Source organism: Bacteroidota bacterium (assembly GCA_018266835.1).
In the GTDB taxonomy this organism is placed as follows: domain Bacteria; phylum Bacteroidota; class Ignavibacteria; order Tepidaquicellales; family Tepidaquicellaceae; genus JAFDZO01.
In genome coordinates, this window is sequence record JAFDZP010000007.1 from 85,445 (window position 1) to 110,239 (window position 24,795).

The 24,795-nt window shown below is 35.2% G+C and carries 26 protein-coding genes; 14 read left to right on the top strand and 12 right to left on the bottom strand.

The window, feature by feature from the left end:
* The first annotated feature begins 26 nt into the window (after positions 1 to 26).
* Entirely contained in the window at positions 27 to 1,889 is a 1,863-nt protein-coding gene (locus JST55_16900) for a T9SS type A sorting domain-containing protein (GenBank protein ID MBS1495187.1), read from the top strand.
* 39 nt (positions 1,890 to 1,928) lie between these two features.
* Here the strand turns inward: JST55_16900 and JST55_16905 are convergent, their stop codons facing one another.
* The 7 genes from JST55_16905 to pepT form a co-directional block, all read right to left on the bottom strand.
* Complete coding sequence (locus JST55_16905) at positions 1,929 to 3,263, bottom strand: metallophosphoesterase (GenBank protein ID MBS1495188.1); 1,335 nt, start codon at positions 3,261 to 3,263, stop codon at positions 1,929 to 1,931.
* 135 nt (positions 3,264 to 3,398) lie between these two features.
* Positions 3,399 to 3,848: a heavy-metal-associated domain-containing protein gene (locus JST55_16910; protein ID MBS1495189.1), complete on the bottom strand. Its 450-nt coding sequence runs from the start codon at positions 3,846 to 3,848 to the stop codon at positions 3,399 to 3,401.
* The gene (locus tag JST55_16915) at positions 3,849 to 4,625 is read right to left on the bottom strand and encodes a YHS domain-containing protein (GenBank protein MBS1495190.1); all 777 of its coding nucleotides are present in this window, start codon (positions 4,623 to 4,625) and stop codon (positions 3,849 to 3,851) included.
* A 56-nt stretch (positions 4,626 to 4,681) separates the two neighbouring features.
* On the bottom strand, positions 4,682 to 5,089 hold the full coding sequence (locus tag JST55_16920; protein MBS1495191.1) for a hypothetical protein: 408 nt from the start codon (positions 5,087 to 5,089) through the stop codon (positions 4,682 to 4,684).
* Between the two features lie 57 nt (positions 5,090 to 5,146).
* The gene (locus tag JST55_16925) at positions 5,147 to 6,001 is read right to left on the bottom strand and encodes a hypothetical protein (protein MBS1495192.1); all 855 of its coding nucleotides are present in this window, start codon (positions 5,999 to 6,001) and stop codon (positions 5,147 to 5,149) included.
* Positions 5,998 to 6,465 carry an isoprenylcysteine carboxylmethyltransferase family protein gene (locus tag JST55_16930; GenBank protein MBS1495193.1) on the bottom strand — a complete coding sequence of 156 codons (468 nt, stop codon included), beginning with the start codon at positions 6,463 to 6,465 and terminating at the stop codon, positions 5,998 to 6,000. Before JST55_16930 ends, JST55_16925 begins: the two co-directional genes overlap by 4 nt.
* Positions 6,447 to 7,697, bottom strand: coding sequence for a peptidase T (gene pepT, locus JST55_16935; protein MBS1495194.1), 1,251 nt, complete (start codon positions 7,695 to 7,697; stop codon positions 6,447 to 6,449). The genes JST55_16930 and pepT overlap by 19 nt, the downstream gene beginning before the upstream one ends.
* A gap of 134 nt (positions 7,698 to 7,831) precedes the next feature.
* On the opposite strand from pepT, the gene JST55_16940 reads away from it, so the two are divergent.
* Entirely contained in the window at positions 7,832 to 8,041 is a 210-nt protein-coding gene (locus tag JST55_16940; GenBank protein ID MBS1495195.1) for a type II toxin-antitoxin system HicB family antitoxin, read from the top strand.
* Positions 8,034 to 8,252 carry a type II toxin-antitoxin system HicA family toxin gene (locus JST55_16945; protein MBS1495196.1) on the top strand — a complete coding sequence of 73 codons (219 nt, stop codon included), beginning with the start codon at positions 8,034 to 8,036 and terminating at the stop codon, positions 8,250 to 8,252. The genes JST55_16940 and JST55_16945 overlap by 8 nt, the downstream gene beginning before the upstream one ends.
* A 6-nt stretch (positions 8,253 to 8,258) precedes the next feature.
* Here the strand turns inward: JST55_16945 and JST55_16950 are convergent, their stop codons facing one another.
* From JST55_16950 to JST55_16965, 4 genes are all read right to left on the bottom strand, one after another.
* Complete coding sequence (locus tag JST55_16950) at positions 8,259 to 8,744, bottom strand: DinB family protein (protein ID MBS1495197.1); 486 nt, start codon at positions 8,742 to 8,744, stop codon at positions 8,259 to 8,261.
* Positions 8,745 to 8,749: 5 nt separating this feature from the next.
* Positions 8,750 to 9,466, bottom strand: a complete 717-nt coding sequence (locus tag JST55_16955; GenBank protein MBS1495198.1) for a hypothetical protein — start codon at positions 9,464 to 9,466, stop codon at positions 8,750 to 8,752.
* Between the two features lie 226 nt (positions 9,467 to 9,692).
* A complete protein-coding gene (locus JST55_16960) occupies positions 9,693 to 10,523 on the bottom strand; it encodes a c-type cytochrome (GenBank protein MBS1495199.1) in 831 nt (276 codons plus the stop codon).
* Between the two features lie 105 nt (positions 10,524 to 10,628).
* Positions 10,629 to 11,483: a c-type cytochrome gene (locus JST55_16965; GenBank protein ID MBS1495200.1), complete on the bottom strand. Its 855-nt coding sequence runs from the start codon at positions 11,481 to 11,483 to the stop codon at positions 10,629 to 10,631.
* A gap of 180 nt (positions 11,484 to 11,663) precedes the next feature.
* Here JST55_16965 and JST55_16970 point away from each other — a divergent pair, with 180 nt between their 5' ends.
* Entirely contained in the window at positions 11,664 to 13,469 is a 1,806-nt protein-coding gene (locus tag JST55_16970; protein MBS1495201.1) for a hypothetical protein, read from the top strand.
* A gap of 60 nt (positions 13,470 to 13,529) precedes the next feature.
* Here the strand turns inward: JST55_16970 and JST55_16975 are convergent, their stop codons facing one another.
* Positions 13,530 to 15,956 (bottom strand): DNA internalization-related competence protein ComEC/Rec2, encoded by a 2,427-nt coding sequence (locus JST55_16975; GenBank protein ID MBS1495202.1) that lies wholly within the window; start codon positions 15,954 to 15,956, stop codon positions 13,530 to 13,532.
* Positions 15,957 to 16,186: 230 nt separating this feature from the next.
* Here JST55_16975 and JST55_16980 point away from each other — a divergent pair, with 230 nt between their 5' ends.
* The 10 genes from JST55_16980 (at position 16,187) to JST55_17025 (ending at position 24,778) form a co-directional block, all read left to right on the top strand.
* On the top strand, positions 16,187 to 17,188 hold the full coding sequence (locus JST55_16980) for a hypothetical protein (protein ID MBS1495203.1): 1,002 nt from the start codon (positions 16,187 to 16,189) through the stop codon (positions 17,186 to 17,188).
* A 7-nt stretch (positions 17,189 to 17,195) separates the two neighbouring features.
* The gene (locus tag JST55_16985; GenBank protein ID MBS1495204.1) at positions 17,196 to 17,660 is read left to right on the top strand and encodes a carboxypeptidase regulatory-like domain-containing protein; all 465 of its coding nucleotides are present in this window, start codon (positions 17,196 to 17,198) and stop codon (positions 17,658 to 17,660) included.
* A 3-nt stretch (positions 17,661 to 17,663) separates the two neighbouring features.
* The gene (locus tag JST55_16990; protein MBS1495205.1) at positions 17,664 to 18,776 is read left to right on the top strand and encodes a hypothetical protein; all 1,113 of its coding nucleotides are present in this window, start codon (positions 17,664 to 17,666) and stop codon (positions 18,774 to 18,776) included.
* Between the two features lie 12 nt (positions 18,777 to 18,788).
* Positions 18,789 to 19,862, top strand: a complete 1,074-nt coding sequence (locus JST55_16995) for a hypothetical protein (protein MBS1495206.1) — start codon at positions 18,789 to 18,791, stop codon at positions 19,860 to 19,862.
* Between the two features lie 12 nt (positions 19,863 to 19,874).
* Positions 19,875 to 20,597, top strand: coding sequence for a YjbH domain-containing protein (locus tag JST55_17000; protein MBS1495207.1), 723 nt, complete (start codon positions 19,875 to 19,877; stop codon positions 20,595 to 20,597).
* Positions 20,598 to 20,676: 79 nt separating this feature from the next.
* Positions 20,677 to 21,981, top strand: coding sequence for a thymidine phosphorylase (locus JST55_17005; protein MBS1495208.1), 1,305 nt, complete (start codon positions 20,677 to 20,679; stop codon positions 21,979 to 21,981).
* 11 nt (positions 21,982 to 21,992) lie between these two features.
* Positions 21,993 to 22,556: a thermonuclease family protein gene (locus JST55_17010; protein ID MBS1495209.1), complete on the top strand. Its 564-nt coding sequence runs from the start codon at positions 21,993 to 21,995 to the stop codon at positions 22,554 to 22,556.
* Between the two features lie 32 nt (positions 22,557 to 22,588).
* Complete coding sequence (locus tag JST55_17015) at positions 22,589 to 22,996, top strand: hypothetical protein (protein MBS1495210.1); 408 nt, start codon at positions 22,589 to 22,591, stop codon at positions 22,994 to 22,996.
* Positions 22,996 to 23,865, top strand: coding sequence for a hypothetical protein (locus JST55_17020; GenBank protein ID MBS1495211.1), 870 nt, complete (start codon positions 22,996 to 22,998; stop codon positions 23,863 to 23,865). The genes JST55_17015 and JST55_17020 overlap by 1 nt, the downstream gene beginning before the upstream one ends.
* 268 nt (positions 23,866 to 24,133) lie before the next feature.
* Positions 24,134 to 24,778 (top strand): M23 family metallopeptidase, encoded by a 645-nt coding sequence (locus JST55_17025; protein ID MBS1495212.1) that lies wholly within the window; start codon positions 24,134 to 24,136, stop codon positions 24,776 to 24,778.
* Positions 24,779 to 24,795: the final 17 nt, after the last annotated feature.

Below are 24,795 nucleotides of genomic sequence, written 5' to 3' on the forward strand. Positions count from 1 at the left end.
TCTTAATAAAAAATAAAAGCGGGAAAATGAAATTCAAATTTTTATTGAATTTGGTACTGCTCATCTCTGTAACATGTATTTTTAATACAACATTTGCAGGAGATAGAACAGTATTAGTCGAAAGATTTACCAGCTCCACATGCGGTCCTTGCGCATCAAATAATCCTACAGTTGATGCATTCATGAATTCACTTACAAGTTCTCAGATAATGGGATTAAGCTTTCACATGAACTGGCCTTCTCCGGGAAATGACCCTATGTATATGTACAATATACCGGATAATACAACTAGAAGAACTTACTATAATGTTAATGCTATCCCACAGCTTCAGATGGATGGTATCCTGACACTTGAGCCTAACTATTCAAATGCACAGCTTACAAATGCGTTCAATACCAGAACTGCCCTGTTAAGTCCTGTTACAATCATTGTAAGACAAACAGATATCGGAACTGACAGTATGCAGGTACTTGTAACAGTATATTGCGAAACTGCAATTGCAACTCCTTCAGTTACAATGCAGGTAGCAATTATGGAAAAGCTCATTCAGTATCCTTCTCCTCCCGGAACAAACGGCGAAACATCATTCCACACCGTAATGAGAAGAATGCTTCCTAATGCAAGCGGTATTACTTTTGACTTAACACCGGGCACAAGAAAAGATTATGAATTCAGAATAAAAAAAGATGCACTTTGGAATCCTGCACAGATTCAGGCTGTAGCTTATGTTCAGACATCAAACAAAGAAGTTTTAAATTCCGCCTGGAAGCTTTCAGATTTTTGTTTACTTCCAAATACTGCTTTCAAAGTTGTAAACAGCGGCACATCACAAAATGCCAATTATAAAATTGCTGTTCCGTATATTGCAGACGGATATAATTCACCTGTTACATTCTCTGCTTCAGTAGTAGGTAATCCTGCGGGAGTTTCAGTAACTTTCCCAAGCGGTAATACTTTGAGCAATTTCCCTGACTCAGTATCAGTAAACGTTGCTTCGACAGGCAGTGTACCTGCAGGAATCTACCAGGTTGTAATTACAGGAACAAACGGTCTTGGAAAATCTCATAAAGTTTCTGTCAACTATAATATCGGCAGAAGTTTTGTAAATGTAGGAGCAAATAAACCCAGCCTTTTATTTAATGTAGATGGCAATGCATACGGTGCTTCACAATTATTCACATGGGATTTAAATTCAAATCATAACCTGAGTGTAACAACACCACAGGTATTTGCTACTACACGATATGTATTCCAGAACTGGAGCAACGGCAGCACGGATACTGCTCAGACTGTTAATATTAATACAAATATTTCGAGCTATGTCGCTAATTTCAAAACTCAGTATAAATTAACAGCAAATACAAATCCTGCCGGAATGGGAGTAACAATTCCGTCCGCAGGACAATTCTGGGATGAGAATTCAAGTGTAAGTCTTAGTGTATCTGCAACTCAGGTTTCTTATAATGGAAAGACCTATTACTTCCAGAGATGGCTTGGAGGCGGAAACAATTCTTATACGGGAACAAATCCTTCAGTCTCTTTAAATATGACTAACCCAATTAATCAGATTGCGATTTATGATACTATTGATGTCGGTATTTCTAATTTAGGAACAGGAATACCTGATAAATATAATTTATATCAGAATTATCCCAATCCTTTCAACCCGACAACAAATATAAAATTTGATATTCCAAATTCTTCATTCACTTCTTTGAAAGTTTATGATATAAACGGAAGAGAAGTCGCAGAATTATTAAGCCAAAACTTACAGGCAGGAAGATATGAATATTCTTTCAATGCATCTGCTTTATCAAGCGGAGTTTATTATTTTAAACTCGATGCAGGAGAATTTAATCAGATAAGAAAAATGATACTGGTGAAATAAATTTTAGTATAGTTTATTTATAAAAAAAGCCCTGTTGAATTAACTTTCAGCAGGGCTTTTTGTTTTCAATGTTAAGATTGTTATTTCCGGACGACAGTTTAATCTTAGCGGCAAACCTACAGTTCCTATTCCTCTGCTTACATACATGTTTGAATTTTCATTTTTATATAATCCCTCTACAAAACTGCTTACTGCTGCAGCAATTGATAAATTAAAATTTCCTAACTTGGCAAATACAATCTGACCTCCATGAGTATGTCCGCTGACTGTTAAATCTATTTTTTCTTTAGAAAAATCATTAAAGAAATACGGCTTATGGTACATAAGAATTTTGGGGATAGATTCGAATGACAGATTATTCTGCTTCATTATTTCCTTTGCATCTGTAACCGTCTTATCAAAGTATTTATAAATAACGGGGTCGTAATTTGCGCCGCTTACTCTCGTATCTTCCATTCCCATTAGTAATAATTTTTTATTATTTATCTCTAAGATTGTATTCTCGTTCCTCATTAATTTAATCGGAGTTTCATTCAAAACTGCTTTTGCCACATAATCAGCATCGTGAAAATAATCATGATTTCCCAGTGTTGCATATACTCCATACTTTGCTTTTAAATCTTTAAAAGCTTTTGTAAAAGGATAAACTTCCGTACGCTCTGAGTTTGTTAAATCTCCCGGGATAAGTATTAAGTCTGCATTATAGCTGTTAAGAATATCGGTATAATTTTTCATCTGAGATTCATTCATGTAAGGTCCCGAATGAATATCGCTTATTAATAAAATTCTCAAGCCTGCGAGTTCTGCAGGAAGATTCTCGATATAAATATTCTGGTTAGTTACTGCAAACTCATCTTTTTTAAGAACTCCTATAGTAGCGCTTGTAAATGTATAACCTGTTAATAAAATTCCGCCTGCTCTTATAAATTTCCTGCGTGACTCATCAAATTTTTTGTATTCTCTGTTCTCTTTTACCTTAGAATATTTTTGCTTAAAATAACGGAATTTATTTGTAAGATAATAAAATAAAAATACCGGCAGTTTTATCAGCTTAATGGCAAGCATTAATAGACCTAAAAATATAATTGCTGCCTGGAAGATAAAGAATGGAACTATAAATAGATTATACAGCCATTTCGGCAATGAACTGAAGTCCATTCTGTTTGTGACAAGATAAACGTAGGGAATATTAAGAATAACAAAAGGAACAATTGTTATTATTTTCCAGAATTTCTTTCTGGAATTATCATTCTTAAAAAACGGGAAGTAAGGATTTGAATTACCGAATTTTCTGAATGACCAGAATGCAAAAGATTGGATTAATCCTACAATAAGGAAGAAAAATAAAAAAAATAAAAATTTCGGTGACGCCATTTAATATATTAAACTCGTTTTATAATAAAATCGTTTCAATGTGTAATACGCAAATAGTTTTAATTTGTTAAAAAAAACCTCTTCCCGATTTTCTCAGGAAGAGGCTATTATTATTTAAAATAAAATATAACAGTCTTATATTTTTTTTGCCTGCTTTACCTTAACTGCATTATCGGAAAGACTGACATTGCCTGAAATTGAAATCTTGTCGCCGTTAGAATATTCGCTGCTAAGATTTTTCAATATTAAATCAGGAGTATTTCCCGTGACTAAATGATTATTTTCATATGTTCCTTCAGCTTTGATAAGAATATCTCTTACACTGAAACCGCCGTCTGTCACACCGTCTTTTAATTTATTAATATCAATCTTTGCATCTTTCTTAAATGTTATAGTAAAGGTCGCTTTTACCAAATCAGCTTTAACTGACTTTACAAAATCCATTGAACGGAATTCTTCTTCAACACCTTTAGCGCATAATGAGCATGTAAATCCGTCAACTCCAATGGTAGCCTGAGTAACCTGTGAATATACCATTGTAAGCGGTGACAAAAGAAATAATATAAGTACAGATATTTTTTTCATTTATTTATTATCAGTCTTTTGTTCGTTATCGTTTTTATTCATATATTTCGAAGGATTTGCTTCAAAATCCTTTATGCACATTTTACAGCAAAAATAATATTTTGTTCCTTCATATGTAGTATAAACAGTATTTTTGGCCGGTTCGTTCATTACAGGGCACATTAAATCTTTTGCATATTTCATTGGTTCGTTTTTGAAGCTTTTTACACAGTCATTACAGCAGAAATTATAATCTTTTCCAAGATAATTGAATACTACTTCTTTGCCTTTTGGAATTGATTCACCTGATACTACACAAACTGAAGCGCTGTCATTTGAAATTCCGCCAGCATTGTTTTTATCTTTGCAGCATGAAGCACTTGCGCATTTACCATTATCACAGCAGTTATTATCTTTGCAGCCCTTGCATCCACCGTCTTTGCAGCAGTTTTCAGCGCATGTGCAGTTTTCACATTTACAGTCAGTGCAGCAGCAAGCAGCAGCTACTACAACAGCTCCGCCTGAAGTTTTCTTTGAGTCACAGCTTGTCTTTGAATCGCATTCCATTTTTGAATCGCAGCATGATTTTGAATCACCGCTTTTCATTGCACAATTATCCATTGTGCAGCATCCGTTATCTGCGCAGCATGAAGCACAGTTGCCTTCAGAACAAGTACAGCTTACACATACACAATTTGTACAGCAGCATGATTTATCTTCACTGTATGAATTACTATACATAAATGCAATAGCTACCATTGCTAAAGCAAGAGCGCTTAAGAATAATTTCGTTTTCATTTGAGTTAAATTTAAATTTAGAAAATTCATTAAAATTGTCGATAAATTTTAATTCTCTAAATTCTAAGAACGCACTTGATAGTATTAATATCTTCGTTCGGAGGCGAGTGGAATGTATTTATTATAGAGTTAGAAAAACTTTTAAAGTTTTCATTACCTATTGGTAAAATTTCAGCAGGAGTAAATATCTTTAAAGTTTTTATTGTATTGGTAACTGTAAAGTTTTGTGTGAGTTCAGCGGGTTCGGTGTTAGCTTCTTTCATTTCGCAAACACAGTGGCTTACAAGTTTCACTTCTTTTTTATTTGCGCAGCAGCTTTTCGTTTCCGTTTTGTGCTTGCAGCAGCAGTCAGTCATGTCCTTCATAGAACAAAAAACACTGCTTACAACAGAGAGGTTTACTAGTGTAAACACTGCTGTTACAACCAGAATTAAAATTTTGTTATATGATGGTCTTTTTATCATTACAATAAAAATTAAGAAGAAATAACTCTATTTAAAATCCAATTTTTTGTACTACTGTCAATTCATAATATTTACCGAACTTAACACAATTTCGGTATATGTATCATAATATCCCACTGTCTGTCCGCCATAAATTACGGGATTATTTTTAAAAGCATACGACCTTTTTACCATTCCGACTTTTGAATAATAATCGTATGCAATATAGTTTGTGTCTAAAATCTCCGGATTACCTGTATAAAGCTTTCTCTGAATTTTAATACAATTATATGTTCCTGCCTGAGTCTGCACCTGTTCATAAGTAAAATATTTTTTTCTTTGTGTTTGTATAGCACCTGTGTTTCTGAAAAACCATTCAGAGTTTTGTACTATTGGATACTTTATACAGTTCGCCTGCACATTAGATAACTCATTATGGTCATTCATTAATATAGTTCTCAGATAATCAACCGGTAAATTATTTTCATTACTCTTTGTTCTGGTATTAACAGGTCTGTAAGGACCAAATCCAGGACCATAATCATCTACATATCCTATAATTACTAGCCCTGTATCAGTCTGCACGTAAAATTCTGCAGTGTTATATGCATGCGCTGGTGAAGTGTAATTTCCTCTTAACACTCTTGCATTAATTCCGTTATAGACCGTGTCATTTTTCCAGACGCTATAGCCGATTCCATCTGAAGAGTCCAGTTCGCCGCCTATGTAATTTCTTGCAGAGTCAGGATGAAAGACAAATCGCTGCGATGTCTTAAAAAACCAGTTCGAATTTAAAGCGAACGGATATTTAAAATTTGTTGATGTATCTGCCGGAGTTACGGGATTCACTATTGTGTCATCACTCTTTGAACATGAATATATTACCAGCGAAGCAGCAAATAAAAAAAGTATTTTTGAAATTAATTTACTCAATATATAAAGGGAATAAGTTTTTTAGAATTTTTCATATAATTTTTATACTCTACAAATTTCTCAGAAAGCAGCTTCTCTTCGTAATTAAGTTTTACAATAAAAATTATTATCAATGCCGCAAGTACTGAAATATTTACAACAGTAAATCTGGTTGTAATCCATATCAGTCCCAGTAAGATAACAACTGTGTAAATGGGATGCCGCACATATTTATACGGTCCTGATGTTACTAATACTGCGCTTTTAGCAGGAACAGGTAATACAGAAAAATTTTTATTCAATAATAATGCCGACCACAATCCGATTAACAACAACAGGATTTCAGAAATGAATAAAAATTTATTTTCGGGGAGGACTTGCCCGTTAACCATCAGAAATCCGGCACAGGCTAATTGCAAAATAACTATTGTAAAGGATTTAATCAAAATGAATTCAGGATTTCTTATCAGGATTTCTCTTCCCATATCTGAACCAGATGAACAATTGTATCAACTGCCTTCTGCATTTCCTGAATAGAAGTCCATTCAAGCTTTGAGTGAAACGCATGCTCGGCAGCAAAAATATTAGGAGTCGGCAAACCCATGAATGATAAACGCGAGCCATCTGTTCCTCCTCTTATAATATTTACTCTCGGAGTCATCCCTGCCCGGGTAACAGCTTCCTTTGCATAATCTACCAGCTGCGGATGTCTGTCCAGTACTTCCTTCATGTTTCTGTACTGCTCAGTAACTTCAAAATTAAATGAGGAGCGTTTGTATTTATATAAAATATTTTCAGTGATTGTTCTCAGCATGTCTTCTTTTTCTTTTAATCCTTCTACAGTAAAGTCGCGGATAATAAATTTCAAAGTCATCGATTCCACTCCGCCTTCCATTACTATCGGATGCACGAATCCTTCTTTTCCCGATGTTGTTTCAGGGGAGCATCTTCCCTTCGGCAGCGCATCTATAATTTCTGATGCAATCTTTACAGCATTCTCCATAATTCCTTTTGCAAATCCCGGGTGAGTATTAAATCCGTGTATTTGTATTTTGACAGCATCAGCAGAAAACGTTTCATCTTCTATATGTCCATATGCTTCGCCGTCCATTGTATAGCAGTAGTCAGCGGCGAGTTTTTTTAAGTCAACATTATCTACTCCCCTGCCGATTTCCTCATCAGGTGTAAATAAAATTTTTATTGTGCCATGCTTTATTTCAGGATGAGTGATTAAATGATTTACTGCATCCATTATCTCTGCAAGTCCCGCCTTATTATCTGCGCCGAGAAGTGTAGTGCCGTCAGAAGTAATTATATCACAGCCGAGATTGTTGTTGAGCTCGGGATTTTCTTCAGGTCTTAACACCTGAGTTTTATCAGCCGGCAGAACTATATCTCCGCCTGAATAATTTTTATGTATGATTGGTTTAACGTTCGCTCCGCTGGATTCAGGTGAAGTATCCATGTGCGAGCAGAAACATATCACAGGGACTTTCTTATCCGTATTTGCAGGCAGCGTTCCGTAAACGTATCCGTACTGGTCTAAATGCGCATCGGATATTCCCATTGCAAGAAGCTCTTCAACTAAAATTTTCCCAAGATTCTTTTGTTTTTCAGTGGAAGGCGAAGAAGATGAATTCATATCCGATTGTGTATCAATAGTAACGTATTTCAAAAACCTATCGGAGCAGGTGTAGTTTATATTTAGTTTTGACATAGTCTGATTTGTAGTTTTATAAAATTAATCATAAAAAAATCTTTATTTCATATTCTTTTTTTTACCTGTAAAGGTATCCGCAAAATATCACTATTAATATGTCAAAAAAAAAATTAAATTTATTTAAAAATTATATGAAAGAAATTAATTATGTAATTTGGAATGAAGGCAAACACTATGTAGCTCAGTGCCTTAATGTGGAGATTTCTTCTTTTGGTGATAGCGTAGATGAAGCCAGAAAAAATATAAAAGAAGCTATTGAACTTTACTTTGAAGGAGAGTCAGATTTAGAAATTCAAAATATTGATTCATTATTTCTTGGTAAGGAACTGGTAAATGCCTAAAGAATACTCCTCTAAAGAAATCGAAACTGTTCTAAAGAAAATAGGATTTGTTTTTATTTCTCAAAAAGGCTCACACGGCAAATTTAAAGATGATAAAGGTAAAACTGTAATTTTACCTATGAATAAAAAAGAAATACCTTTTGGAACATTCCGCAGCATCTTGCGCCAGGCAGGAATTGACTTAAATGAATTTATAAATAAACTTTCTTAACTCACCTTATTTCTTCTGTCTCATCTGCTTTTTTATCAGCATCATTTGCCCCAGATGGTAAGCATTGTGAATATTCATATTGTGTAAAGTTTCCCACCAAAGCCAGGTCTTATCAGGGTCACTGAAAGGTCGTTCATCAAATTTTTCTTCAGGAGAGTTTTTCATCGCTTCATAAAGTCCATCCATTACTTTATAAAATTTATTCAACAATTCTTCTTTTGATAAATCATTATCATCAAATGTAGGGTCATTATCTGACTTAATATGCACAGCCGGCAATGGAGTTCCTATAAAACGCATGTAATATTTTTCATTATAGAATAAAAGATGAATCACAAGCTGGCGGATTGAGTGCTGCTCTTCGCTTTCTTTCCACTTAAATTCTTCGTCTGATAAATCAGAAATTACATCTTTGAGGGGCTTGAACCAGCTTTCTTCATTATAGCAGGCAGCATACTGCTCTACCAGAAGTTGTTTAATTGTTGTTGGCATTTAAGTTACAGTATTTTTTTATAAAACTTCTCTATAGCTTTATCGCAAATATCTTGATTACTTACAGAATTCTCACTAGAATTAATTTTCCAACAAATTTTGTCGACGATATCAAAATTTGGATAGTATGTATCGGTAACATCATAATATTTATTTGTATGTTCGAACCCATTATCCTCTAACTCTCGCAAAATCACATTTAAATGAGACTCTTTAAGTGAATATTCTCTCCACCATGCCATTATTAAAATGTATCTTCCATTTCTAATTGAAATATGATTTTGCTCATTTTTAATTAACCAATTTTTATCAATTTGGTGCAAGGTACCTATAAAGATTTTTTTTAAGTCGTAAAACAATTCATCACCTAAATCTACTACATTTTTATCATAAGAATTCAACAAATTTTCTCGTTTTAGTTCTGCATTTTTTATTTCTTGTAAATCCTTAATTTTTTCGACAATATTTTTTGTTATTACCTTAAATCCTAAATTATTATAACGACTCATAATTTCTTGAGCATCACTTTTATAATCACGTCCAAAACTTCCAGCATAAATTTTTGCCTTCAAGAACCCAGAAGGTAAAGTAAAATTACTACTGGTAGGTAAAATCATATAAAAGGAATCAGATTCTTGTGTCTCTCGATCAATAATTCCATTTTTTTCAAAGATAGTCATGCCTCTTTCTCCCCAACCATCTCTAAAAAAAATTATAACCATCTTTGAGTTTTTGTAAAAAACATCATAATAAAACTCATTTCCCTTATTACCTATTATACGGTTTTTATATAATGGATAAAAAAATATTTTTAACTTTGTACTCCCAATTATTTCATTATATATTTTTTTTTACAAATTCTTCATCTTGTGTTAAAAAGGTGAAAGCTATGTCAAATTCTTTTTCTTCCATTAATTCATAATTCTAAATTCTGAATTCATAATTAAACTACTTCCCTCCCTTAAACTCCGGTCTCTTCAGACTCGCAACAAATCCTGCTGCATCGTATGCTTCATCAAGTGAAAGCGAACCGGGATTATCTCTCGGCATCTGAGTCTTCAGAAATTTCACAAGGCGTTCCATTTTGCTCATTCCTGCGCCGTCGTTAAAACTGTCGTCTCCGCAGATGGGAGGAACAAGGTATTTTACACCGATTTCCTGCGGATTTTTTAAAGTCCCCAGCCCGCCGTAAGCATGGCACGTAATACATCTTGTATCGTAAATTCTTTTCCCTTTCTCTATATCAGGCTCGCGTTTAGGGAAATCAATATCATTTATCGTTACTCCCTGCAAGTCTTTAGGAATACCTTTTGAAAGCCAGTTCATATATGCAAGAATACTTTTCAGTTCATAACTATCAGGCGGGAGCTTCCTACCATTAAGACTTCTTTCGAAGCAGTCTTCAACCCTTTCCGTTAAATCCGACATTCTGTTATGTCTTTTACTTAATGCAGGGTAACGGTTTGATACTCCTATATAGCTCATTGTATTTTTATCCATACCTCCGTTGAAGTGGCAGTTCTGACACTCAAGATTATTGCCTGCATATCGCATCGATTTATTTTCCACATCGGCACCTACTATGTTAGACGTTTCCGTTATCAGTCTGTGACCGTATCGTATCATATTTCCCAGCGAGTCATTCGGAAGCGAGTTCACATCATACTGCGGCCAGCTGCTGAAAATCCCTTTTACATAAGCTTGTATCGGGGCTTTAAAAACGAACCCTCCGATTATTACAATTAGAATAAGAACAGGAATATAAATTTTAAATTTCATTTCGTTAGTATTAAGTAGTAAGTATAATGTATAAAGTACACAGATAAAAACAACTTACAACTTTGAAACTTAAAATTTAGTAAAACTAAAATTACTTACTTAAAATTATTTATTATTATAATGCGGCCGCTGTAAAGTTAACACATATGCAGCGCAATCGTAAGCATCTTCAAGTGAAAGCGAGCCGGGTTTATTTTTTGGCATCTGAGTTTTCAGAAACTTTACAAGAAACTCCATGCTTCCCATTCCTGCTGCATCATTGAAAGAATCATTTCCGGCAATAGGCGGGATAATATATTTCACGCCTCCATGTATCTCAGGATTTTTTAAAACTCCCAGACCTAAATCAGCATGGCAGCTCATACAATTATTTGCAAAAACTGATTTCCCTCTTAAGGCATCAGGCGCGCGGTTTAGCTTTTCAACATCTTTTATATTTATTCCTTCCAGGTCCTTAGGCACTCCGCTGCTTATCCAGTTCAGGTAAGCAATAATGCTTCTCATCTCAAAATTATTTTCAGGCATTGGTCTTCCGTTCATGCTTCTTATAAAGCAGCCGTTTACTCTCTGAATTAATGAAGTTGATTGCCCTGTGGATTTATCTATAGAAGGATATCGGTTCGCAACTCCGACAAGATTGTAAGTGTTTTTTACAAGTCCTGCATCGAAGTGGCAGTTTCGGCATTCGAGATTATTGCCTGCGAAGCGCATTGCTGTATCTTTCACATCGGGACCCACAATGTTGGAAGTCTCCGTTAATAAACTATAACCGTAGCGAATCATTTTACCGGATGAATCGGCGGGCAAATCGTTTACATCAAAGCGGGGCCAGGTATCCGGGTTGGATGAAACATCTTTTGCTGATTTATTGCGGAACAGAATCACTATAACCAGAGTTATAATGACAGCTCCGGCAATATACAGGAACAAACTGAAGGTCTTTCTGTTATCTTGAGCCATAAAATTGAATGAAGGGGGAGTTTATAATTTATGTAAATATAGAAGGTTAAATTGGAAATAAAAATAATCTTTTTTGTAAGGAAGTAAGACTTGAGATATAAAAGGATAAACCTTTATATCTTAATTCTTAAATGTAAAAAACTTATTTTCAATTAATCTATCTTAACAATCATAAACTTTATGAAAAACCTCAGTTACATCTTTTTATTTTTAGTTCTCACAGGTATTGCCAATTTTTCTTACGGGCAAAAAATTGACGAAAAACTTTTATTCTCAGGCAACGGTCAAAACAACATTGACGCATTCAGTTATTATACAGACGGCAATGGAAACTATGCATTTGTAGAGTACGATAACAACACAAACCAATCCAGACTTGTCAGCAACAAAGGAAACTCCGATTACTACGATGTAGTAAATGCTGACCCCAAATTTGATAGAAGCGGAAACAACTACACAACCGCTTACAACTACAGAAAAGATACTACATATCTTGCAGATGTAAACGTTCTGCTGATGAACGGCAAAAAAGTTGCCGAGCTTGCAACAATAGATTCTTATAATGCATTCATAAACAGCTCTGACCAGTACCAGACAGTTATTACTGACGGCGATAAGCAATATATTGCTAAATTCTCCTCTGACGGAAACCTGGTAAAAACCGGACCATATGATTTCGTGAAGAGCATATATGCAGAAATAACCGATGCTCCTTCAACAATGGAAGGCGAAGATAAAATGGCACAGAATCTTTTCAAAGATAAGAACGGAAACTACGGATATATTGTAATTCAAAACGGTAAGGCTTCTATAATGTTCGGCAACGATGTTACAAGTACAAACTACACTGATATACTTGAAACAAGCTTCAGATATGATAAGAACGGAACACTTACTTACATTGCTAAGGGCAACGGATTATTTTATAGCGGTTACGGAAGTGAATTTGTTGTACAGGGTGATAAAAAATGGAACGATTTTAGTTCTGTAAATCCACCTGTGAAATTCACAAAAGATAATATTCCTGTTTACACAACAATGGACTCGATAAACGAAAACACATATTCAACCAGACTTGTTGTAGGAAACGATTATTATCCTGTTTACAGCAACGCTTCAAAGACAAGTCCTGTATCAGGTTATACAGGCGGAATTTTTGATATAAATATTGCTGATAACGGTAATATCACTTTCTCAGGACAGACACAGATTATATCAAAAAATCCTGATGGCTACGATGACTACACTTACAAAACTGTAAATGTTATAAACGGAATTGAAGGAAAGGGATATTTTAACCAGGGTGTTATCAAGTACAGTAAAGCAGGCGCAATGTTAGTCGCAGGCTCAGCTTCACAAAGCGATAAAAAAGTATCTTTGTTCATGAATACAGGAAGCGATTCTAAAGTAGTAACAGAAAAAAAATATGACGGAATAAATGATTATGATTTTATCAACGGCGGAAGCAAATTTTATTATGTAGGAGTTACATACGGTGATTATGAAAAAGGCACAAAAGATAAGAGCGATGTTTATATCAATGGTGATTTAGTCGGCAAGTATGAAAATCTTTTAGGACAGGGAACAGATGAAGGAAATTTCAACAGCATTATTTTCAATTCTGCAGGTGATTATGCATTCGTTGTACAGAACTCAAACGAAAAGAAAGTTAACGGTGAAATGACCTATGATTACACAACTGATATAGTTTCTAACAGAGATATCGATAGTCCTTCACTTCCAAATGGAAGAGATAAATTCTCCTATGTAGATAATTTAAAATTCTTAAAGAACAGCAAACTATTTTATGTAGGTTATTTATATCCTACAGATGCAACTATGGAAAGCTACCTCGTTCTTGATAGCAAGATCTTAGGCAAACCTTACAGCTCTATAAACAATCTTAAATACAACAAAGATAACAACACCATTACTTTCAGAGCTTCGAGAGGAAATAATCTTTACGACGTTACAGTAAGATTATAAAATAGTTTTAAATAATTTTTAAATTCAATCCCTTCTCTTTTAAATAAGAGGAGGGATTTTTTATTTCCAGTCTGTAACATCTATCTTCTTTCCGTCGCTTTCTAGTATCAGCGCGCCGTCCAGATCCGTTCTATAAATTTCGCTGCCGAGTAACTTCAATCTTCTTAAAACTATATCTGAAGGATGATTGTAAATATTATATAGCCCGCATGAAATCAAAGTAATCTTCGGATTACATTTAATTGCTAATGGAATCGTAGTAGATGTAATGCTTCCGTGATGACCTGCCTTTAAAATATCTGCGCTTAAAAATTTTCCGTAGCTGTTAACAATAAATCTTTCCGCCTCCTTCTCAGCATCACCTGTGAATAACACTTCCGTATCTTTATATTTGAATTTTAAAACAACTGAGCCGTTATTCAAATTTGAATTAGAATAATCTGACGATAACTTTACGAATTCTTCATTGGGAAACAAGCAGTATAGCCTGAACTCATCTGACTTGATAACATCGCCGAACCTCATCACACTTCGGGGAATTTTCTTAGCTCTGATAATGCTGTCTATGGAATTTACATAGGGACTGTTATATCTTTGCCCGCTTTCAAGAATGTTATCTACCTGAAAATTTTCAAGGATGTACTTCAATCCACCTATGTGATCCATATGCAGATGAGTGTAAACCAGTAAATCAATTTTATCTATATCGTTACGTTTTAAATAAGGAGTAACAGTATTCTCTCCTGCATTGTAGTTAAAATTTTGTCCGCCGGCATCAATCAGAATTGTTTTTCCCTCAGGAGTTTTAATAACTGCGCAGTCTCCCTGCCCTACATCAAGAAATGCAATTTTTAAATTCCTATTAAAATCTAAATTCGTCAGATAAAATGCGGCTATAATTAAAACAGCTAGAGTACCTCTGAACTTTAGATTGTATTTTTTAAGAGTGAATAGATTTATTATAAAAGCTAAATAGAGTACAAGATTCGCAAAAGAGAATTTATAAATATTAACGTAGCTGAACGGAAGCTGCGCAGAATATTTTATAAGCCAAAGCTGTGCTTTCAGGAACCAGTAATTCGTTTCTCCTATGATTGATGAGAGAAAATCCGAGAATATTCCGATAAGAATTTGTAAAAATCCCAGTGCAAGAGAGATGTTCGATGCCCAGACTGAAAATATATTTACGAATAATGCAACGAGTGATAATTTGTTGAAGTAAAGAGCAGTTAAGGGAAGCGTCCCTATTTGCGCAGCTAACGTTATAAAGAATGTTACCATCATCCAGAATAAAAATTTCTTCCACAAGGTATTTGCCTTCACTCTTTGGATAAATAAATCTTCAAATCTTTTGTATAAGAATACTATTGATATAACCGCTGCAAATGATAAAATAAAGCTTGGGTCAAATAATTGTTTTGAATCGTACAGAAGCATGAGCAATCCTGAAAATCCTATGACATTATAGATAATTATCTTCCGCTGGATTTGAAATCCCGTGAGTATAATCACTCCCATAAAAGTTGCTCTTACAATTGAAGGCGAGCTTCCCGTAAACAGGCAGTAATAGAAAAGTAAAATAATAATAATTATTAATCTGTAAGGCTGGGGAATTCTGAGAATAGAAAAAAGTATCGTAAGAAAAATAATAACGTATGCAATGTTCAGTCCCGATACAGCAATCAGGTGCATCACACCTGCATTGACGAAATCAACTTTCATTTCACGTGTTATATCCGTCCGTTCGCCTGTAACAATTGCTTTCAGAAATGCGCCTTCGTCACCGGGTACAAATCTGTTTATATTATTCAGCGCAAACTTCTTTGAAGGATAAATAATATACTTATCAAGAAAACCTAAATTATTCTTCGAAGTAACTTCATAAAAATTGTAACCGTTTACTGTAAATATTTTATCTATTCCCTGCAATTGGAGATATCTTTTGTAATCGAACTCGTCGGGATTTCTCATTGGCTCCGGAGTACTTATTCTTCCTATCAAACTTACCCTGTCCCCTTCCTCCAGTTCCTTTGCATTCTCTTCAATCTTCTGTCCGCTTTTGAAAATTCTTACTATCACATCTCCGGCAACATTAAAACTGTCCTTCATCGTAACTAAATTTTCCGACTCCAGAACAAATCTTACTCTCCCGGAATCGTAATCAGGAATATTTTTTATTATACCTGTTAACTGAACGTAATTATTTTTACCCGAATCAGGAAATTTTTTAATTGAGTTTGCTTCTGTTAAATTGAAATCTATGTTTGACTTAAATACTCCCGCGATGAAAATCAAAAGGAATAATAAGATGTGTCTGAAATTATTTTCCGGTGATTTATAAAATAAAATGAGATTAAAAAGGAATAATATTAAAACAGAATAGAAAAGATATTGAGCTGATAAGAAGAATATATTACCTGCAATCACACCCAGTGCAAAGACTATAAAAAATTTTACAGCAGGAATATTTTTCAGTAAATGCAGCATTCTATTGTAAGGATTCAGGAAATATAAATTAATATTTAAAAAATTTATACAATAATAGTTGCATCTTTTAAAAGTTATTTATATTTTTGTACAGTAATTCTGACTCACCACTACTCCCTTAAAAAAAATTCCTTGACTCACTAAACGTTTTTATTTACTAAAAACATTCTTTTTACTATAACAAATTTCTGAAACATTTTTTGTTTCATTAAATAAATCCCGAAGGTGTAATGGCAACCCCAAATTGCAATCCTAAAAAGTTATTACTGTACTATGTCCTTTTTTTCTTTGTATCATTCGTATATAAAGAGCTCTACTCCCAGCAAATCGATAATGAGTATTTGGATTTTGCACCGCGAAGTCTAAGGACTACTCTTTCTGCTGACGGTAAAATCGGTTTTGGAAAAACCGATCCGGCATTCGGAATCAATCAGATAAGATGGAATACATACCTCACATTAAAAAATAATGTTGTACTGGGAGCTGAGGTAAAATCAAATAAAGGTAATGACGCTTACTGGTATGAGTTTAGCCAAAGAACAACTAAGTTAAGCCAGTTGTATCTTCAATACAGCAATACTTATAAAGTTTTTTCTTTTGATTTTACTTTTAATATGAGATTCGGAAAGCTTGAATATTATCCGAGTTATACTGAACCGCAGTTAATTCTAGATAACATCAACCAATATCTGAACCCGCCTTCATTTTACGGTGCGCTCTTCAGTGCAGATGCAATGTTCTGGAGACCGATAAATCTGGAGGGTCATTTCAACGCTAACTCTCCTGATGTAAAAAATGATTTATATAAAGCAAACATCAACGATGCGTACCTTAGCATAAATCCAGAGACAAAATTTAAATTAGGTGCGCGTGTTTCTGCAGGAAGAATTCAGGGAACAAAGTACGGAGTGAACGAAGGTTATCTTTATTACTCACCATATATACAAAAAATTGTCCGCCTGGATGCAAGAATAGGAAAGTTACCCGGACTTGATGAAACTCCATACGGAATTAGAATCGGGGGCGAAGGATACTTTAAATATTTTGCGCTTGGAGCTTACTACGAAAGAAGAATTAACCAGCAGAATGATGAGAAATTTATCGGATTTTACTGGAGAATTATAAATCCTCCTGAGCTTGTAGGCTTTTTAAATTCCTATCAGATAATCTATGATACAAATAATGATATACTGAGATTCAATATTCCTTTTTTAACAATAAATATAAAATAAAAAAAATATGACAAAAATTTATTTTATACTTTTTTCACTCATTGTTTTTGTTTCAGGCTGCTCTTCAGTAGATGTGAACGTGCTTGAAGTTTATAAGAAGGAATTCGGTAAAAATGCGCAGAGCAAAAACGATCCGACAAAACAATTCAATAATCTTGATTTAACGCCTGTTGGGAAATATGCAGGCAAAACGACTGACGGCGGGAAAATTTCCGGTAAAGTTGCAAGCGCTTCAAACTATGAAGTTGCCTTCGCTCTTATTTCATTCGGTAAAGTTGAAAAAGGAAAGGAAACAGTTTTCAGTAATCTTAAATCAGATTCAAAAGGAAACTTCGAAATAATAAATCTGGAGCCCGGAACATACAAAATTGTTTCCATGCAGGTAGGTTACGGACTTACTATTATAGATAATATAGATTTAAATTCTCCAAATTCATCAAAAGATGTGGAATTAATTTTAAACAAAAATTAAAAAATGAAAAAATTACTCGGTTTAATTTTTGTATTATTTATTTTCAGCAACTCTTTCGCTGCAGACATTTACAAAAATTATGTAGAAGTCGAAAAAAGCGTAAAATATTATTCTACCTCTCCCGGTGAAAATATAGCAAAAGACGCAACAAATGCGCCCTGCCCGAAATATAAATCATACCAAAGAGTAGTAATCACCAGCAGTATTTCCGGCCAGATAAGTGATACCGGCTGGCAGGAAACAGGCACACAGACAACCTGCAGCCCTGTCACAACCGGCGAGGGGCAGCCTGTCTGCGATACAAGATTTTTTCCCGGAACATCGCTCGGTGACGGAGATGAAACAATTACAACATGCACAACTACTAAAACGGAGTGCGTTGAAAACTGTAATCCTCCACAATGCACTGCAAGCACTGCAACAAATACTATACAGATAACATTACCAAAATTAGATTTCATAAAAGAGAAGCTTGCAGCGGTTGCGCAGACAACCGGCTTCATCAAAAAATTTGAACTCACTGTATCAGGCGCGGTCTCAAGAAAAACAGGAGAAGAGTGCTGCCTTGCTGACCAGAACCAGCCGCCGGTAAATTACACTGAATACTCAGGCTCTGTAACAGGACAGTTAGATGTTAAGCTTGCAATTCCCGGATGGTCGTGGAGTTTGCAAAGCGAGTGGCAGGGAATTTATAAAGTTAAAGCAGAAATTTCTTTAGGGCCAACGGTTACTGTTTCTCCTTCCGCAACATTAGGCATTACAGGAAAAATGTATGACGGAAATAAATGCCCTACTTGCGTAAGCGTGGGAGTAGGTGTTTCAGTCGGAGTCGATGTTAACTTTGAAGGTAATCTTGAATGCAGAGTGAGCGCATTCGAAGGAAGCTGGTTTGAAATTAACGGAGCGTTTCAGTTACTTGCGCAGCTGGGATTAAAATCATCTATCGGAGTCAGCGGAACATATAACTGGGACGGATGTCCACAGGCGGGATTCCAGGGGAAATTTTCCTACGGTTCATTGACTGGATACGGAAAAGCCGCAGTTACAATCTGGGGAACTGAAGTAAGCTTTACAAGAGAAGTAACTCTGCTTGAAGGCGGCAACATACCTTTTTAATCTTAATTCTTTATGAAAAAAATCTTATTACTAATTATAGTATTTACATCATTTAACTTATACTCACAGAATCTGAATATAGAACTTAATAGCCTGCCATTTACAATACTCACTGATGTAAATGAGCCTGTGCTCGGTGCTTCAGTTACAACGGGAGTTTATTCAGCAGGTCTCGGACTTAATCTTGAAAGCATCATAGGTACTGACAATACTTTTACAAAACCTGAAGCCTTAATTTTGGCAGACTTTAAAGCTAAAAAGAACAGAGATAAAACTGCAATGCTTTCCCTTTATGATGACGAAAGCAAGCTGATGGCAGATTCCAAAACTGACATTGATAAAGCCGCAGAAGCTTATAAAGATTTTAAGGACTTTGAGCTAATCAGCCAGAATTCCGTAGGAGATTTTCTGAGAATAAGATATAATCTCATCAGAAACAGCGGAGGATTTTCTCCCTGGGTTGCAATGATAAGAAAAACCAACGGAAGATATTACCTGACTGAAACAGTTCCTCTCACAGGATTATTTATTCTTACATCCTCATCGCATCCGAATAATAATTCTACTGCCCCTTACGTGCCGCTTGAAACATCGGGAATGGAAAAGCTGAATTTTGTCTCAGAAGGATTTTCTGATAAGCAGGGATATTCTGATGCTAAGGAAAAGAATATCGAAGTTTTTTTCAAATGCATTAAGGACGGCAGCTCATCACGATTTTCAATTCTTAACGATATGAAAAATGCTCTGCTAACAGGAGATAAAGATAAATATCTTAACACCTGGAATGCTGAGGAAAGAAAGATGCTTGCCGGCAACGATAATTTTGAAAGCAATTTTAATCTTCAGAAGGATTTTTATAATAGAGTAAAAGAAATTATCCCAATGGGATATTTACAGACAAACGATGAGAGCGTGCTTTTTTTCAAAGTTAAGATTGACGAAACAACATCAGTTTATCAGGCAATTCCTGTAATAAATATCAATGGAAAGTACTTTTTAAAATCTGCTCTTAGCAATTATTACGGTTGGGCTATTATAAATCATCCGCTGGTAAAAGCAGGTATCTTTAATTTTTTAGAGAAATAAGTATACAGAATCATGAAAATAATTCTATCCATAATATTAATTTTTTTTATCAGCTCCCGGATTTTTTCTCAGAATTTTTACGGAGTATCCGGTTATATAAGAACACCCGATTCCAGAACCGTTCCCTTCAAAGCCGCTAATTTCGGAGCATCTATTGTGCACGACTCAAAATATATCGGTGAAGGAGACATGCATCTTTCAACAGGTGAGCATTTTGTCTATGCATTGGGAATTTATGCAGCTGCAGGTGTATTGCCGGGCTTAGAAATAAGCCTGAGGCACGGACGTCAGCTGGACAGAGAAGGACTGGAAATTTACAGCGGAAGAACCATGAGTATAAAATGGAATCCTATTGATGAGTCTGAAAAATATCCGGCATTTGCAGTCGGCATTCAGGACCTTCTCGGAGGCTCGTGCTGCCGTGATTTTAACTCACTTTATTTTACTGCATCAAAAAATTTTAAAACCGGTAAACAGATACAGACTTATGCAACTGTCGGACTCGGAACTAACCTCTGGACAAAAATAACAGGTTATGCTTATCAGAAAATAAAAGGTTTCTTTGGAGCTTTTGAAACAAATTTCACTCCGTATTTTTCTGTTATGGGCGAGTATGACTCTCAGTTTTTTAACAGCGGAGTAAAATATAACTTCAAAAATTTTATTACACTGAGAGTACTCACAACACAATTCAAGTATTACGGTGTTATGACTGACATTAAATTTTCTCTTTAAGTATCCCTGCAATTTTTCCGGCTCCCTGTAGTAATCTTGCCTTTATTAAACGGTTAATAATCGATATTTTTACCGTTATATGAACCCAGTCGAAATAATAAAACTCAAAAGAAACAAACACGCACTTACAAGACAACACATCGATTTCTTCATAACGGGCTACTTAGAAGGAAAAATTCCCGAATACCAGATGTCGGCATTACTTATGGCAATCTATTTTAACGGAATGAACGATGAAGAAACTTTCTACCTCACAGAAGCTATTCTCTATAGCGGAAAAGTTATTGATTTAGATTTTATAAATGGAGCTAAAGTTGATAAACATTCAACAGGCGGAGTAGGTGATAAAATCTCTCTCGTCCTCGCACCAGTAGTAGCAGCATGCGGAATTTATGTACCAATGATATCAGGCCGCGGTCTCGGACACACAGGCGGTACACTGGATAAGCTTGAATCAATTCCCGGATTCAAAATAGATTACCCTATCGAAGATTTCAAAAAAATTCTAGCACAAATTGGAGTAGTAATGAGCGGGCAAACTAAAGACCTTGCTCCCGCCGATAAAAGAATTTATGCGCTTCGCGATGTAACGGCTACAGTTGAAAACGTCTCGCTTATTACTGCCAGCATAATGAGCAAAAAAATTGCCGAAGGAGCAGACGGATTGGTATTTGATGTAAAAATCGGTAACGGCTCTAACCTTCCTGACTATGACTTATCATTAAAGCTTTCAAAAAATCTTTTAGAGGTCTCAAAGAAATTTGGTAAGAAGGCTATCGCGGTATTAACTGCAATGGATGAACCGCTCGGAAATAAAATCGGGAACTGGCTTGAAGTTGAAGAGTCCCTTGAGATGCTTACAGGTGTTAATATACCCGATTCAAACAAAGTGAATAACGTTCTCAGCGGAGCAATGATTTACCTCGGCGGAAAAGCAAATTCACTCGAAGAAGGTGAAAGAATATCACAGGAAAAATTATCAGACGGTACAGCACTTGATAAATTCTACGAAATGGTTTCTATACAGAACGGTGATTTAGAATATATTAAGGACTGGAAAAATTTAAAACGTCCGGCACATTCTAAGTTAATACGCGCGCAGTCAAACGGATATATTTCTGAAATGAAGGCAGTTGATTTTGGATTTGCAGCAATTGATTTAGGCTGCGGAAGAAAAAAGACTGATGATAAGATTGATTATCTTGCAGGAATTATTTTAAAGAAAAAAGTCGGTAGCGAAATAAAAGTGGGGGAACCCATCTGTGAAATATTTGCAGAAGAAGAATCAAAATTATTCCACGCAGAGGAAAGAATCCATAAAGCAATAAAATTTACTGATACAAAACCTGAAGAGAAGAAACTTATAATAGATATTTTAGACTAGAATAGATTGGCATGATTAAATTTTTTATAAAGTCAGTATCTACTCTGCTGACGCTTGCAATAATAGGATACATTGCTTATAAATATGTATCGCCGAAGCTGGAATCAGTCGGAAAAGATGAGCAGTCAGAATACATTCTTGTCGAAAGAGTAGTTGACGGAGATACATTTAAGATGGCAGGGGGAGAACGGGTGAGATTATTAGGGATAGATACGCCTGAAAAATTTCAATCGAGTAAATTAGATAAGGATTCAAAAAAATCCGGACAGGATAAAAAAACAATTCAGATTTTAGGACAGGCAGCATCGGACTATGTAAAAAAACTGGCTGAAGGAAAAAAAGTAAAATTAGTAAAAGAACCGGGAACCGATAAAGATAAATACGGTAGAAGTTTAAGATACGTTTATCTTGAAGACGGCACACTAATTAACGCAAAAATTTTACAGGACGGATATGCAAATGTATACCCGACTCCAATCTCAAAGATAGAAGAATTCAGGAAATACGAACGCGAAGCAAGAGAGAAGAAACGCGGACTATGGGGAGATGTAAAAGGACTTAAGCAATTCGAGTAAGAAATCTTTCTAAACTTAAATATATAACCCTCATGAGAATTAATTACAAATTCCTCCTGGCAGTTGTAGTATTAGCGTCTCTGGCGTTCGGATGTTCGATGTTCGGAAAAAAAGAAAACCGTCTTTATTTCTGTGAGAAATACGATCCCGTAAAAGGTGAAATAGGTGAATCTTCCAAGTTCACAACTGGAACTCTTACAGTTATGGTTGACTTAAGACCTTCAAAAACAAAAATCGGTGTATCAGATGTAAATATTAATATCACTGATAAGGCAACAGGCGAAGCAGTTGAAACTCTTCCGTTCACTGTTCAGCCGACAATGGATTATATTTATTTCAATGATGTAAAATTCGATAAACCCGGAAAATATAAAGTAAGCTGCCTTAAACCGGACGGCACTGTAGTAGTTTCAGGTGAAATTGAAATCGTAAATAAATAATGCATAAGCTCTTAATCACTTCTCTTTTTAGTATTATAATTATTTTGATGCTGTTCTGCGACTCATACTCGCAGAACGGCGTTAGAAAGAAAATTTTCGATGCGCAAAAAGATGCTGCGTATAATTTTCTTACGAATGCAAACCGCCCTTCCCCTGATTTTTCTTCCGATATGATTAATAAAGAAAAATGGGCTTTAGATATCGCAGGTGCTACGGATGGTAATTATCCCGAAGTATCAGTCACCGGAACATACGGACTAACGGATAAAATAAATCTCAGCAGCACGGTTACAGTGTTCACTACAAATTATAATCTTAACGGAAATAAATTTACGGGATTCGGAGATATTCTTCTGAACTCCAGATTTACTCTCAGCGAAGGAGAAATCTTTTCTCATTTTGCGCAGGTATCTGTGAAAATTCCGACTGCAAAATCGGATGACCAGCTTGGAACCGGTAAACCGGATTATCACGCAGGGTTAATCGGGAACTATTCAAAAGAAAATTTATCAATTGATTTATCAGCTTCGTTGGATATGCTTGGCAGACCTGACTTCCCTGTTTCAAATAAAAAACTGCCTGCAATTGTTCAGCAGGAAATTGACAGCGTGAAACAGTTTTATGATTTTACATTTCAGCCGAATTATTCTATATCATTTTATCCTACATACGCTGTTTCAGATAATGTAAGCTTATCTGCAGGAATAGATTTTTCAAGGGATATGAAGCTGAATTCAAATTCATCTACATTCTATTTAGGTTTAGGATATGACTTTTCCGATAAAGCAAGTTTCAGCTTCGGTTCGGATTTTAATATTATAAATTCTTCCGATTATAATATTTCGGGGGATTTAACTTTGAGTTTCTAAATTTTCAAAAGGGGGCTTTCTGAAAAAAATCATTTCATCATTTTCGCAAACAGAAAAACTTTTCTTTATATTTTCTTTACTTTCGTTTTGTATCTTATCGGTTAACTTATCTTTTGCACAAACTACTAAAAAGAAAACCGATGACAAACCGAAGAAAAAAAATATCTACATATCGATAGAGACATTATCACAAAAGATAAATGACTTAGATGAAGATGACAGCTTTAAGCCGAAGATTGTAAATCCTGCTTCACGATGGGGCGCAATAATGCGTCTGAACCGCGACGGAATTCTTCAGAAAAAAGAAGCAATTGATTCAATGTACAGATGGACAAATCAAATGTGGGACTATCTTGAAACTCTTGTGAAGGCAAAGAAGATGAAAAAATATTCCGATAAGGAATGGGTTTTCCCCGTGAGAGGCTATACATCTGCAGCTATCGGGGGACATAACGGAAGCGGATACATTACAAGCGGATTTGATTTTTTTGAAGTGAATTCAGGCGGACATCCGGCTCACGATATTTTTATAAGCGATGCAAATCAGGATGCAATTGATGATAATACGGGCAAGCCCGTTGAAATACTTTCTATGAGCGGAGGAATGGTTGTTGAAACGCGGACTAACTGGACTCCCGAAATGACGGACATTAAAGGCGGAAATATTGTTTATGTATATGATAACTTTACGAACGGACTTTTTTATTATGCGCATCTGAAGGAAGTTTATGTAAAGGTCGGTGATATTGTTAAGCCCGGAACAACATTAGGTATAATGGGACGCACGGGAAAGAATGCATATCCTTCACGCTCCCCAACTCATCTACACCTTATGTACGTTCGTTCGCACGACGGTGATTTACAGCCGGAAAATATTTACGATGATTTAATAAAAGATAAAACCATAAAATAATTTTTTAAACTACTAAT

Coding starts and splice junctions, on each gene's coding strand:
- JST55_16900 (MBS1495187.1), top strand. CDS start 27: ATGAAATTCAAATTTTTATTGAATTTGGTACTGCTCATCTCTGTAACA.
- JST55_16905 (MBS1495188.1), bottom strand. CDS start 3,263: ATGGCGTCACCGAAATTTTTATTTTTTTTATTTTTCTTCCTTATTGTA.
- JST55_16910 (MBS1495189.1), bottom strand. CDS start 3,848: ATGAAAAAAATATCTGTACTTATATTATTTCTTTTGTCACCGCTTACA.
- JST55_16915 (MBS1495190.1), bottom strand. CDS start 4,625: ATGAAAACGAAATTATTCTTAAGCGCTCTTGCTTTAGCAATGGTAGCT.
- JST55_16920 (MBS1495191.1), bottom strand. CDS start 5,089: ATGATAAAAAGACCATCATATAACAAAATTTTAATTCTGGTTGTAACA.
- JST55_16930 (MBS1495193.1), bottom strand. CDS start 6,465: ATGGGAAGAGAAATCCTGATAAGAAATCCTGAATTCATTTTGATTAAA.
- pepT (MBS1495194.1), bottom strand. CDS start 7,697: ATGTCAAAACTAAATATAAACTACACCTGCTCCGATAGGTTTTTGAAA.
- JST55_16940 (MBS1495195.1), top strand. CDS start 7,832: ATGAAAGAAATTAATTATGTAATTTGGAATGAAGGCAAACACTATGTA.
- JST55_16945 (MBS1495196.1), top strand. CDS start 8,034: ATGCCTAAAGAATACTCCTCTAAAGAAATCGAAACTGTTCTAAAGAAA.
- JST55_16950 (MBS1495197.1), bottom strand. CDS start 8,744: ATGCCAACAACAATTAAACAACTTCTGGTAGAGCAGTATGCTGCCTGC.
- JST55_16955 (MBS1495198.1), bottom strand. CDS start 9,466: ATGGTTATAATTTTTTTTAGAGATGGTTGGGGAGAAAGAGGCATGACT.
- JST55_16960 (MBS1495199.1), bottom strand. CDS start 10,523: ATGAAATTTAAAATTTATATTCCTGTTCTTATTCTAATTGTAATAATC.
- JST55_16965 (MBS1495200.1), bottom strand. CDS start 11,483: ATGGCTCAAGATAACAGAAAGACCTTCAGTTTGTTCCTGTATATTGCC.
- JST55_16970 (MBS1495201.1), top strand. CDS start 11,664: ATGAAAAACCTCAGTTACATCTTTTTATTTTTAGTTCTCACAGGTATT.
- JST55_16975 (MBS1495202.1), bottom strand. CDS start 15,956: ATGCTGCATTTACTGAAAAATATTCCTGCTGTAAAATTTTTTATAGTC.
- JST55_16980 (MBS1495203.1), top strand. CDS start 16,187: ATGGCAACCCCAAATTGCAATCCTAAAAAGTTATTACTGTACTATGTC.
- JST55_16985 (MBS1495204.1), top strand. CDS start 17,196: ATGACAAAAATTTATTTTATACTTTTTTCACTCATTGTTTTTGTTTCA.
- JST55_16990 (MBS1495205.1), top strand. CDS start 17,664: ATGAAAAAATTACTCGGTTTAATTTTTGTATTATTTATTTTCAGCAAC.
- JST55_16995 (MBS1495206.1), top strand. CDS start 18,789: ATGAAAAAAATCTTATTACTAATTATAGTATTTACATCATTTAACTTA.
- JST55_17000 (MBS1495207.1), top strand. CDS start 19,875: ATGAAAATAATTCTATCCATAATATTAATTTTTTTTATCAGCTCCCGG.
- JST55_17005 (MBS1495208.1), top strand. CDS start 20,677: ATGAACCCAGTCGAAATAATAAAACTCAAAAGAAACAAACACGCACTT.
- JST55_17010 (MBS1495209.1), top strand. CDS start 21,993: ATGATTAAATTTTTTATAAAGTCAGTATCTACTCTGCTGACGCTTGCA.
- JST55_17015 (MBS1495210.1), top strand. CDS start 22,589: ATGAGAATTAATTACAAATTCCTCCTGGCAGTTGTAGTATTAGCGTCT.
- JST55_17020 (MBS1495211.1), top strand. CDS start 22,996: ATGCATAAGCTCTTAATCACTTCTCTTTTTAGTATTATAATTATTTTG.
- JST55_17025 (MBS1495212.1), top strand. CDS start 24,134: ATGCGTCTGAACCGCGACGGAATTCTTCAGAAAAAAGAAGCAATTGAT.